The organism is Escherichia sp. MOD1-EC5189 (assembly GCF_002966045.1).
Classification (GTDB): domain Bacteria; phylum Pseudomonadota; class Gammaproteobacteria; order Enterobacterales; family Enterobacteriaceae; genus Escherichia; species Escherichia coli_F.
Genome location: NZ_PTRX01000005.1, coordinates 96332 through 108428, shown reverse-complemented (window position 1 = coordinate 108428; position 12097 = coordinate 96332). Strand labels below are relative to the sequence as shown.

The 12097-nt window shown below is 50.0% G+C and carries 10 protein-coding genes; 5 read left to right on the top strand and 5 right to left on the bottom strand.

The window, feature by feature from the left end; translation table 11 throughout:
* Nucleotides 1–73 precede the first annotated feature (73 nt).
* On the bottom strand, nt 74–247 hold the full coding sequence (locus tag ATB02_RS05760; protein ID WP_001288368.1) for a YciZ family protein: 174 nt from the start codon (nt 245–247) through the stop codon (nt 74–76).
* 37 nt (nt 248–284) lie between these two features.
* On the opposite strand from ATB02_RS05760, the gene ymiD reads away from it, so the two are divergent.
* The gene (gene ymiD / locus ATB02_RS26625) at nt 285–413 is read left to right on the top strand and encodes a protein YmiD (RefSeq protein ID WP_213160361.1); all 129 of its coding nucleotides are present in this window, start codon (nt 285–287) and stop codon (nt 411–413) included.
* Here the strand turns inward: ymiD and pdeR are convergent.
* Nucleotides 395–2380 carry a cyclic di-GMP phosphodiesterase gene (gene pdeR, locus ATB02_RS05755; protein ID WP_000859968.1) on the bottom strand — a complete coding sequence of 662 codons (1986 nt, stop codon included), beginning with the start codon at nt 2378–2380 and terminating at the stop codon, nt 395–397. The genes ymiD and pdeR overlap by 19 nt on opposite strands.
* Nucleotides 2381–2433: 53 nt before the next feature.
* Here pdeR and ATB02_RS05750 point away from each other — a divergent pair, with 53 nt between their 5' ends.
* Entirely contained in the window at nt 2434–2538 is a 105-nt protein-coding gene (locus ATB02_RS05750) for a hypothetical protein (RefSeq protein ID WP_000221855.1), read from the top strand.
* A gap of 76 nt (nt 2539–2614) precedes the next feature.
* On the opposite strand, the gene rnb is transcribed toward ATB02_RS05750, so the two are convergent.
* The 3 genes from rnb to fabI all read right to left on the bottom strand — a co-directional run bounded on the left by rnb (nt 2615) and on the right by fabI (nt 6676).
* Nucleotides 2615–4549 (bottom strand): exoribonuclease II, encoded by a 1935-nt coding sequence (gene rnb, locus ATB02_RS05745; protein ID WP_105271236.1) that lies wholly within the window; start codon nt 4547–4549, stop codon nt 2615–2617.
* 67 nt (nt 4550–4616) lie between these two features.
* The gene (locus ATB02_RS05740) at nt 4617–5744 is read right to left on the bottom strand and encodes a carboxymuconolactone decarboxylase family protein (RefSeq protein ID WP_024212193.1); all 1128 of its coding nucleotides are present in this window, start codon (nt 5742–5744) and stop codon (nt 4617–4619) included.
* A gap of 143 nt (nt 5745–5887) precedes the next feature.
* The gene (gene fabI / locus ATB02_RS05735; protein WP_000506490.1) at nt 5888–6676 is read right to left on the bottom strand and encodes an enoyl-ACP reductase FabI; all 789 of its coding nucleotides are present in this window, start codon (nt 6674–6676) and stop codon (nt 5888–5890) included.
* A gap of 476 nt (nt 6677–7152) precedes the next feature.
* Here fabI and ATB02_RS05730 point away from each other — a divergent pair, with 476 nt between their 5' ends.
* The 3 genes from ATB02_RS05730 to ATB02_RS05720 all read left to right on the top strand — a co-directional run bounded on the left by ATB02_RS05730 (nt 7153) and on the right by ATB02_RS05720 (nt 12096).
* Nucleotides 7153–7719, top strand: coding sequence for a TetR/AcrR family transcriptional regulator (locus ATB02_RS05730; protein ID WP_105271235.1), 567 nt, complete (start codon nt 7153–7155; stop codon nt 7717–7719).
* A gap of 148 nt (nt 7720–7867) precedes the next feature.
* Complete coding sequence (locus ATB02_RS05725) at nt 7868–8989, top strand: efflux RND transporter periplasmic adaptor subunit (RefSeq protein ID WP_105271234.1); 1122 nt, start codon at nt 7868–7870, stop codon at nt 8987–8989.
* Complete coding sequence (locus ATB02_RS05720; RefSeq protein ID WP_198600575.1) at nt 8989–12096, top strand: efflux RND transporter permease subunit; 3108 nt, start codon at nt 8989–8991, stop codon at nt 12094–12096. The genes ATB02_RS05725 and ATB02_RS05720 overlap by 1 nt, the downstream gene beginning before the upstream one ends.
* Nucleotide 12097 lies beyond the last annotated feature (1 nt).

The window sequence follows — 12097 nt, the reverse complement described above, 5'->3', positions numbered from 1 at the left end:
ACGTTATAATACTTAATAAAAAAATACTGACGCGCCGGGCATCCTCAAATAGGAAAACCTGAAGGCACGATTGTTAAATCTCCCACGGTGCCTTCGGGATGTCTGGCGTAGATTCAGCAACCTGGCGCAAGAGTTCTGCTTTAAGTATCTCGAGATTATGGATCGCAGAGTGGTAATCGCCTGCCACAAGGATATCTAACACAATATCAATACGTTCGGCAACGCGCTGGGCATCAAATTCAGACATCAAGGACATCCTTATAGCAAAAGGGAGAAAATGAATAATGCAAAAATTGCCGCTAAAAGAGAAGTGTTTAACAGCAACGGTTAATTATCATCCGGGAATACGATATATAATTACAGAATATATCGCTAAGTATATATATTCATCTACTTATGCGCGCTTCAGATAGCGTTTATACCAACGTTCGAAGGCGACGGCGGGCATCGGTTTGGCAAACAAAAATCCTTGCCGCTCATTAATCCCGTTCTTGGTTAAAAAAGCATCTTCCTTTTTACTCTCCACTCCTTCAGCGATCACCTGAAGATTCAATGCCTGGGCCACAGCGACGATCGCCCGGACCAGCGACTGCGATACAGGTTGTTTGTGAATATCTCGAACAAAAACCTGGTCAAGTTTAATCGCATCGATCGGAAAGCGCGCCAGTTGCGAAAGTGAAGAGTAGCCGGTACCAAAATCGTCCAGATGCACTTGCGCACCTAGTTGGCTAAATTGTTGAATAACAGACAGTGCCAGTTCATCATTCTCAATCAGGCAGCTCTCCGTCAGTTCAACATCAATAGGGCAGTATTCAAAATTGAGTTCCTGGAGAACCTGTTTCAGGGCGGTGAAAATGGTTTGATCGGCGAGCTGACGTGCAGAAATGTTTACCGCCACTCGCAGGTTAATGCCTTTATCCCGCCACTTCGCCACCTGGCGTACGACATCGAGAATCACCCAACGGCCTAAAGGCACAATTAGCCCTGACTCTTCGGCGTAGGAAATAAAGTCCAACGGTGGAATCAACCCACGTTCAGGTGACTGCCAACGTACTAAAGCTTCCAGACTGCGTACTTCGCCACGCCAGGTGATTTTCGGTTGATAGTGAATAACCAACTGATCGTTTTCCAGTGCTTTACGCAAGTTGGTATCCAGCCAGAGATATTCAAATACCCGCTGATTCATTTCTGGGGTAAAAACGCAAAATTGTCCTCGTCCGCCTTCCTTCGCTGTGTACATTGCTGTGTCGGCGTGACGAATAATAGCCGCGCTGTCCGAACCATGTTCGGGAGAGAGTGAAATACCCACTGAACAGCTGGTATAAACTTCAATTAAACCAATGCGGAAGGGGAGTCGTAAGCGGGTCAAAATTCGTGATGCCATTGCTTCCAGCGCGCTTTGTGAGGTATTGGATGCCAGTACCAGAAACTCATCGCCACCTGGACGCGCCAACACCTGATCATGTTCGAGACAGCTTAAAATGGCCAATGACACTTCGCGTAATAGCTGGTCACCAAACAAATGCCCATAAGCGTCGTTGACCTTTTTAAAATTATCCAAATCAAGATACACAACCCCAACTTTATTGTTATCTGCCTGATTAATGGCGTGATCGATTAACTCCTGCATTGCGTTACGATTCGGCAGTCCGGTGATACTGTCGGTATTTGCCAGAATACGCAGTCGCTCCTGAGCGCGGCGCTCTTCGGTAATGTCGGTGCCGGAACAGATTAAAAAAATCTCGTTCTTGCCACTGCCGCTGTGGACAAATTTATTGCGAAACAGAAACAGCCGCTGGCCTTTACGTGTTGGTATCCACAGTTCGACTTCATATGCATTGCCGCTTCGAAAAAATACACGGTTATTGCGCCTGGATGCCGCAGCTTCACGACGGCTCATAAACAGTTTAAACACGCTTTGCCCAATGACGTCGTGTTCTTTCAACCCTGTGTAATCTTCACATAACCGATTGAAGCGTTGGATATTCCCCCGACTGTCGAGAATCACTATTGCGGAATGTGCTTCAGAAACTACCTGCTCAGCAAAGGAAAGCCCGTGTGATAAATCACGAGCAACCGCCGGTGTGTCATGCCATGCCGACGCGTTGCCAGCCCATTCCCGTTTATTGATTTTTCGTCCTACCAGATGCACAGAAAGATCGCTTTCATCGACGGTCAGACTCATCATCAGGCTGGAAGTGATGACCGTCATTTCCCTGATGCGAGCAGCCTGTTCGGCAGATAACTGCAACGTACGTTCAGGTTCTGTGGTTTCGGTGGTAGAAAAGCGCAAAACATCGCTGCTTTCCGTCAACCGCCAGTATGGATTGTGCGATCCGAGAAAGTTGTACAACGTTGTGGACTCCCTAACGGTTTTCATGATGCATATCCTCCGGTTAACAGCGGAGTCCGCGGTTAAATAAAAGGAACAACATGACTTACATGAAATTAACGGCGGCTAAACGCATTGTTTTTTTTATCTATTTATTTGTAATCCAGTTTTGGAAAAACGCCAGTTTTCAAACGAAAGTCAGTTAAAAATCTGCCGGGATATGGCGAAGGTGGAGCGGGGAAATAAACGGCCCATTCATGAGGAATGGGCCGTGAAAGGAGATTACGCGACCGGGCGTGCAATAATGCTGCGGGTTTCCATGCGGACTTCGGCAATGGTGACGTCAATAACGTCGGTCACTTTGTAAGCCGTTTCACCTTTAATTTGTACAGTGCCGTTTTCCTGGCTACAAACCAGTTCATCGCGCACAGCGTGTAAGAAAGGTGCTGGAATAAAGGCGATAGCGCCGTTATCAACCAAACGCACACGCATGCCGCCACGGCTGATATCGACAATTTCCGCCGCGAAACGGGTGTCGGTCCCGGCTTTGTCTTTCAGGAAGCGTGCGTATAACCAGTCGCCAACATCACGTTCTGCCATTCGGTTGAGACGGCGACGCTCGGCCATTTGGACAGTGATTTCATCCTGCGGACGCGTCGCAGTTTCGCCTTTGATAACCGCTTTCAGCAGACGGTGGTTGATCATGTCGCCATATTTACGGATTGGCGAAGTCCAGGTGGCGTATGCTTCCAGACCGAGGCCAAAGTGAGGACCGGGTTCAGTGCTAATTTCAGCAAATGACTGGAAGCGACGAATGCGGCTGTCGAGGAAACCAGTTGGTTGCGCATCCAGTTCACGACGCAGTTTGCAGAAACCGTCCAGCGTGAGCACTTCTTCGGCATCGACATGCAGACCGTGGGTTTTCAGCAACGCCGCCAGCGCGTCGGCATTCGCCGGATCAAAGCCCATATGCACGTTATAGATGCCAAAACCGAGCTTATCGCGCAGTACGCGGGCCGCACAAATGTTAGCGGCAATCATCGCTTCTTCGACGATACGATTGGCAATGCGACGAGGCTCGGCGACGATATCCAGCACTTCACCTTTTTCACCGAGAATAAAGCGGTAATCCGGGCGATCTTTAAATACCAGTGCGTGGTTATTACGCCACTCGCCACGGCGTTGGCAAATTTGCGCTAACAAACGGACTTGTTCGGCAATTGCTTCACTTTCAGGCTGCCAGTCACCGGTATTTTCCAGCCAGTCAGAGACCTGGTCATACACCAGCTTCGCTTTGGATTCGATGGTGGCGGCAAAGAATTCGATATTATCTTCAATGGTGCCATCAGCGGAGAGCGTCATGCGGCATGCCAGTACCGGGCGGACTTCATTGGCGCGCAGTGAGCAGAGATCGTCAGAAAGCTCGCGAGGCAGCATAGGGATGTTGAAGCCAGGCAGATAGTTGGTGAATGCGCGAATTTTCGCGGTTTTGTCCAGCTTGCTGCCTTCAGCAATCCACGCGGTTGGATCGGCAATCGCCACAATCAGCTGAAGTTTGTCATCCGGCAACGCCTTAGCGAAAAGGGCGTCATCCATATCTTCTGTGCTGGCACTGTCGATGGTGACAAAATCCAGCGCTGTCAGATCTTCACGAACCAGACCTTCATCGAGCATTTCGGTAGCGACGCCGTCTGGTGCTTCTTTTTCCAGGTTATGGCGCGCCAGGGTAACCCACCACGGTACAAAGTGGTCGTCACCAAAAGTGATGTATTGTGTTAGTTCAGCATAGAAAGAACGATCGCCTTTCAGCGGATGACGGCGCATTTCGGCAACCGCCCAGTCGCCTTCTTTAAACTCGTGGTTCAGGCCACGGGCTGCGCGGCAAGGAATGGCGTCTTTTAAGAGTGGATGATCAGGAACGATGGCCAGACGGTCATTTTTGCCCTGAACTTTACCCACGAAACGAGTCAGAAACGGTTCAACCAGTTCTTCTGGCTCTGCGGATTCACGTTCTTTTTCACTGTGGATCACCGCGATAATTCGGTCGCCATGCATGACTTTTTTCATCTGCGGCGGCGGAATGAAATAACTTTTTTGCGCGTCGACTTCCAGGAAGCCAAAGCCTTTTTCTGTGGCTTTTACCACCCCTTCAGCGCGTGGCGTCTGGGAATGCAGTTGCTGTTTAAGCTGCGCTAGCAGCGGGTTGTCCTGAAACATAATTGTCTATTTTGGTGGCCATTAGAGCGGCTGACAGTTTTACGCGAATCTGTCTGACGCAGCAAGGTTAATATGTCTCACCCAACGCGATTTTTAAGCGATTTATCCAGCCACACAGCCCGCTCCATACCAGCAGATTAATAATCTGCGTTGATGATTTTTCGTGTTCGAGTAATGGGCTGAACTGGGCGGCGCTAAAGCGATCGGGTGCTCGGGTCAGCCATTGTATCGCCTGAACGGTAGCGCGCTCAACAGAATCACGGTCAGCCCATTGGTTAATTTCATTTTCGCCCTTGCGCAGAAGGGGGCTGATTTTTTTATATTCATTTGATGAATTCATACAGGCGGCAAAACAAGCAGGACTGCCATTAATACGCGCGCATAACAACGCCGCAAGCTTATTATCCGGCTGTGTATTGACCCGTGTGCTGTTTAACAACTTTTCGAGAAGGGAAAGTGAAATAGGGTGGAGAGAGAGTGTTTCGGTCAGTTGGCAAAGTTCTGCATTAGAACTTTTTGTGTGCTCTTCAGGTAGTTTTTCCACCTCATAGCTGCTTCGCCAGCGTATTGATTCATCAGCAAACAGTGACGCGTCGGCGTAGTTTTGTATCTCCAGACCGGGTAACCAGCGTACCGAATGCCCGAGATAAGCCTGAAATGTCGCAATTGTCCGCGCCTGAAAGCCAATAAAACCAATTATTTGGTTGATTATCACACAGTCCCAGGCAGTAAGACCGACGTCATTCAGATGTTGGCGCGATCGGTTGTCGATAATAGAAGGCGAGCTGGCCAGTTGGCGGGCATATTGCGTGATTTGTGCCAACCGATGATTACTTTCCCTGGAGGAATCAGGCCCGGGGAGCGGCGTAAGTCGCGCCGAATAGTAGTTACATAACCGCTGGACGCCGCAAACCTGAGCAACTGTCAGGGCCGTCGACAAGCGTTCATAAGCGGTGAAGGTCTGTGAACGGGTCACAGTAAGCTGGTCAGGGAACAACTCCGCTGCAAGAATGCGCGCCGGGACCATCCATGAAAGGAAGGGGGCCAGCGTTTCTTCATCAAGGATCACGTCGAGCAGAAAGGGATCGCGAACCTTTGCGGCTTCCGGGACCAGAGGCAGAACGTCATTCTCCGCAGTACTGGATTGCGTTTCATGATACCAGTGGCTTTTGCCGGTGATGTGGCGTTGTTCCATGGGCGCTCCTTGGTCGTAAAGGAAATCGTTATCCTGACGCAAGGCGGGAAGGGGAGAAAGACGGATCGGCGATAACAAATATCAGAAAGGTATAACAGAGATAACGGGCGGCAGAACGCCGCCCATCTTGACCAACAGAACGATTATTTCAGTTCGAGTTCGTTCATTGCCGCGATGCTGAAACCGCCGTCAACGTGGACCACTTCACCGGAGATACCGGCAGAGAGATCGGAGCACAGGAATGCCGCAGAGTTACCCACATCTTCAATAGTAACGGTACGGCGAATCGGGGTAACGGCTTCGCAATGAGCCAGCATTTTGCGGAAGTCTTTGATACCGGAAGCCGCCAGAGTACGGATCGGACCAGCAGAGATGGCGTTAACACGCACACCTTCCGGACCCATCGCGTTCGCCATATAGCGCACGTTCGCTTCCAGAGACGCTTTTGCCAGACCCATAACGTTGTAGTTCGGGATAGCGCGCTCAGCGCCAAGGTAGGAAAGGGTCAGCAGGGCAGAACCCGGATTCAGCATGGAGCGGCAAGCTTTTGCCATTGCAACGAAGCTGTAGGAGCTGATGTCGTGGGCAATTTTGAAGCCTTCACGAGTAACGGCGTTAACATAGTCACCATCCAGCTGATCGCCCGGTGCAAAACCAATAGAGTGTACAAAGCCGTCAAATTTCGGCCAAACTTTACCCAGTTCAGCGAACATGGTGTCGATGCTGGCATCTTCTGCAACATCGCACTGCAGAACGATGTCAGAACCCAATTGAGCGGCAAATTCTTCTACGCGGCCTTTCAGTTTGTCGTTCTGGTAGGTGAATGCCAGTTCAGCTCCTTCGCGGTGCATCGCCTGAGCGATACCGTAGGCGATGGACAGTTTGCTGGCAACACCGGTTACCAGAATGCGCTTACCGGAAAGAAAACCCATAGCTTTAATCCTTATTGTTGATGCTTGTTGTGCCTGAAAATCAGGCGATTCGTCGTTTTAGTAAACAGTACGAACAGATAAACGGTTATTATAATCAACCTGGCTGTGGGTGGCTATAGTTGCGCTTTCTGTAGTGGAGAGAAGCTGCGGTACAGAGCATTTTGCGTTATCTACTCCTGACGCCTGCAAGGGGGAGGTTGGGGAAATATCTTATAGAATCTGACTTTGAAACTATTCGTATTAGCTCCGATAAGTTTGATGATGAAAACAGAACTGGCGACAACAAGTCGCTGTCTTTCTGATGAATTGACTCCAACTTAATATTGTCAACTATCTTCACAGAATCTCCACAATCTCTTCATTATCAGAATATGCATCATGAATAAATAAAAATACTTTCCATTACTTTGGAGAAACGTATAATTAGCAAAAATGAGAATGATCATTCTCACTAAGTGATAGGCCAGGAGACAGAAATGACCAGCAAGCTGGAGATACGCCACAAACAGCGTCAGGATGAAATCATTAACGCCGCCCGTCGGTGTTTTCGTCGCTGCGGATTTCATGCCGCCAGTATGTCGCAAATTGCCAGTGAAGCTCAGCTTAGCGTGGGTCAGATATATCGTTACTTCGCCAACAAAGACGCCATTATTGAAGAGATGGTTCGCCGTATCATCGACTTTCGTATTGCCCAAATGGACATTGACGCGCGTACCGATCACTTCCCGGAAGTCCTTGCCTTGCGTAAATCCTTAAATGAGGACGACGACGCGCTGATGCTGGAAGTGGCTGCAGAAGCCACACGCAACCCGCGGGTTATGGCAATGCTTGAAGAAGCTGACGCCAGAATGTTCGCTAACGGTTGTGCACATATGAAAAGAATGCATCCCCATCTTAGCGACGATCACATTCGTTGCTGCGTTGAAGTGTTTGCTACCATGATGGAAGGTACGGTTTATCGTCGTTTAACACCGCAAAAAAGCGATCCACAACATCTGCAGGAAATATATCAGGATATTGTTAGTATGTTGATAAATAAATAAGAACAGAATTAACCAATAGCGGGGGATATTAATCCCCCTTATTTCATTGCGAAATTCATTTCGCGATGCGGGTTCGTTATAACTGAATATCCCTGACATATCCTCATTAATTTCAATGAGGAGGGTATTTCTCACCCTGGAGAAAATAATGAAGTATATAGCAACATCTGTAGTGGCAATGCTGCTCTTATCGGGTTGTGATAATACGCAAAGTAACAATTCATCCCCGTCAGAAACAGAAGTCGGCGTTGTTACGCTCAAATCTCAACCGGTTTCGGTAGTCAGTGAATTAACCGGACGCACCAGTGCTGCGCTCAGTGCTGAAGTACGTCCGCAGGTTGGGGGAATTATCCAGAAACGCTTATTTAAGGAAGGTGATCTGGTCAAGGCTGGACAGCCGCTCTACCAGATTGATGCGGCCAGTTATCAGGCTGCATGGAATGAAGCTCGGGCAGCATTACAACAAGCACAGGTACTGGTAAAAGCCGATTGCCAGAAAGCGCAGCGTTATGCCCGACTGGTGAAAGAGAACGGTGTTTCACAACAGGATGCTGATGATGCTCAGTCTACCTGTGCACAAGATAAAGCCAGTGTAGAGGCGAAAAAAGCCGCACTGGAAACTGCGCGCATTAATCTTGACTGGACCACGGTAACCGCACCGATTTCAGGGCGCATTGGCATTTCGTCGGTAACCCCTGGCGCACTGGTGACCGCGTCGCAAGATACAGCGTTAACGACTATTCGTGGTCTGGATACAATGTATGTCGACCTCACTCGCTCCAGTGTCGATTTATTACGTCTGCGTAAACAGTCACTGGCGACCAACAGTGACACCATGAGCGTCTCACTTATTCTGGAAGATGGCACAACCTACAGCGAAAAAGGGCGTCTGGAACTCACCGAAGTCGCTGTGGATGAGTCTACCGGTTCGGTGACATTACGGGCAATTTTCCCCAATCCACAACAGCAGTTATTACCGGGAATGTTTGTTCGCGCTCGTGTCGATGAAGGCGTGATGGAAAACGCTATTCTCGCGCCTCAACAGGGCGTTACGCGCGATGCTAAAGGCAATGCAACTGCGCTGGTGGTGAATAAAGACAATAAAGTAGAGCAGCGAACGCTCGAAACGGGAGAAACGTATGGTGATAAATGGCTGGTGCTGAACGGCCTGCACAACGGCGACCGACTGATTGTTGAAGGTTCTGCCAAAGTCACTTCAGGGCAGACCGTCAAGGCTGTTGAAGTTCAGGCTAATGGAGGCAATGCCTGATGTTTTCGCACTTTTTTGTTCGCCGCCCGGTCTTTGCCTGGGTTATCGCCATTTTGATTATGCTGGCGGGGATTCTGGCTATTCGCACATTGCCCGTCGCGCAATATCCTGACGTTGCACCGCCGACCATTAAAATTTCAGCCACTTATACTGGTGCTTCTGCCGAAACGCTGGAGAACAGTGTGACTCAGGTTATCGAGCAACAACTCACTGGGCTTGATAATTTACTCTATTTCAGCTCAACCAGTAGCTCTGATGGTTCGGTCAGTATTAATGTGACCTTTGAACAAGGTACCGATCCAGATACTGCACAGGTTCAGGTGCAGAATAAAATTCAGCAGGCGGAGTCGCGCCTACCCAGCGAAGTGCAGCAAACAGGTGTTACGGTGGAGAAATCACAAAGCAACTTTTTGCTGATTGCTGCCGTGTATGACACCACTGACAAAGCCTCCAGTTCGGATATCGCCGACTGGCTGGTCAGTAACGTTCAGGACCCCCTGGCGCGTGTTGAAGGTGTGGGGAGTCTGCAAGTCTTTGGCGCGGAATACGCTATGCGCATCTGGCTCGACCCGGCCAAACTGGCGTCTTACTCGCTGATGCCTTCAGACGTGCAAAGTGCTATTGAAGCGCAAAACGTGCAGGTTACTGCCGGGAAAATAGGGGCATTGCCTTCACCGGATACTCAGCAACTGACCGCAACGGTACGTGCGCAGTCTCGTTTGCAGACGGTGGATCAGTTCAAAAATATTATCGTGAAAAGCCAGTCAGACGGCGCAGTTGTTCGTATAAAAGATGTGGCTCGCGTTGAGATGGGCAGTGAAGATTATACCGCTATCGGCAAACTTAACGGTCACCCGTCTGCCGGGGTTGCTGTAATGCTTTCGCCCGGTGCGAATGCGCTGAATACGGCGACGCTGGTCAAGGATAAGATTGCCGAATTCCAGCGGAACATGCCGCAGGGATACGACATCGCATACCCGAAAGACAGCACTGAATTTATTAAAATCTCCGTAGAGGACGTAATTCAGACGCTGTTTGAAGCCATCGTATTGGTGGTTTGCGTGATGTATTTATTCCTGCAAAACCTGCGTGCCACACTGATTCCGGCGTTAGCTGTCCCCGTCGTTTTGCTGGGCACATTCGGCGTTCTTGCGCTGTTTGGCTATTCGATTAATACCCTGACGTTGTTTGCAATGGTGCTGGCGATCGGCTTGCTGGTGGACGATGCCATTGTGGTGGTGGAGAACGTCGAACGCATTATGCGTGACGAAGGGTTGCCCGCGCGTGAAGCCACGGAAAAATCAATGGGCGAGATTTCTGGCGCATTGGTTGCCATTGCGCTGGTGTTGTCAGCCGTATTCCTGCCGATGGCCTTCTTTGGGGGATCTACGGGCGTAATTTATCGTCAGTTCTCCATCACCATCATCTCCGCAATGCTGCTTTCCGTGGTGGTGGCATTGACCTTGACTCCCGCCCTGTGCGGTTCCGTCCTCCAGCATGTTCCGCCACATAAAAAAGGCTTTTTCGGCGCATTTAACCGCTTTTACCGCCGTACTGAAGATAAATATCAGCGAGGCGTAATTTATGTCCTGCGCCGTGCAGCCCGAACGATGGGGCTTTATGTCGTGCTGGGTGGTGGAATGGCCCTGATGATGTGGAAACTGCCGGGCAGTTTCTTACCCACTGAAGACCAGGGCGAAATCATGGTGCAGTACACGCTGCCGGCCGGGGCGACCGCTGCCCGTACAGCAGAAGTGAATCGCCAGATTGTTGACTGGTTCCTGATTAACGAGAAAGCAAATACCGATGTCATCTTTACCGTTGATGGTTTCAGTTTTAGCGGCAGCGGACAGAACACCGGGATGGCGTTTGTTTCGTTGAAAAACTGGTCTCAACGTAAAGGGGCAGAAAACACCGCCCAGGCTATCGCCCTACGGGCTACCAAAGAGCTGGGCACAATTCGTGATGCCACGGTATTTGCGATGACGCCGCCAGCCGTTGATGGGCTGGGCCAAAGCAATGGTTTTACGTTTGAATTGTTAGCTAACGGTGGAACCGATCGTGAAACACTGCTGCAAATGCGTAATCAGTTGATAGAAAAAGCGAATCAAAGTCCGGAGTTACATTCTGTACGCGCCAATGATTTGCCACAAATGCCGCAATTGCAGGTAGATATTGATAGCAATAAAGCGGTGTCATTAGGGTTGAGTTTGAATGATGTCACCGACACCCTGTCCAGTGCGTGGGGCGGTACTTATGTGAATGACTTTATTGACCGTGGTCGTGTGAAAAAAGTCTACATTCAGGGCGACAGCGAATTTCGTTCCGCGCCGTCAGACTTAGGTAAATGGTTTGTGCGCGGCAGCGATAACGCCATGACACCATTCTCTGCTTTTGCGACCACCCGCTGGCTGTATGGACCGGAAAGACTGGTGCGCTACAACGGCTCGGCAGCCTATGAAATTCAGGGCGAAAACGCGACTGGCTTTAGTTCCGGCGATGCAATGACAAAAATGGAGGAACTGGCAAACAGTCTTCCTGCGGGAACAACCTGGGCCTGGAGTGGTTTGTCATTGCAGGAGAAACTGGCCAGCGGTCAGGCATTAAGTCTGTATGCAGTTTCTATTCTGGTGGTTTTCCTCTGCCTTGCAGCACTGTACGAAAGCTGGTCAGTCCCGTTCTCGGTCATTCTGGTGATCCCTCTGGGGCTTCTTGGCGCGGCGCTGGCGGCCTGGATGCGTGATTTAAACAACGACGTTTACTTCCAGGTAGCGCTATTAACTACTATCGGCTTGTCGTCGAAAAACGCCATTCTGATTGTGGAATTTGCTGAAGCGGCGGTTGCAGAGGGCTATTCCTTGAGTCGTGCGGCATTACGCGCGGCGCAGACTCGTTTACGCCCAATCATCATGACCTCGCTGGCGTTTATTGCGGGGGTAATGCCGCTGGCGATAGCAACCGGTGCAGGGGCGAACAGCCGCATCGCCATTGGTACGGGCATTATTGGCGGCACGCTGACCGCTACATTACTGGCCATTTTCTTCGTTCCTCTATTTTTTGTACTGGTGAAACGTTTGTTTGCCGGTAAACCGCGCCGTCAGGAGTAAG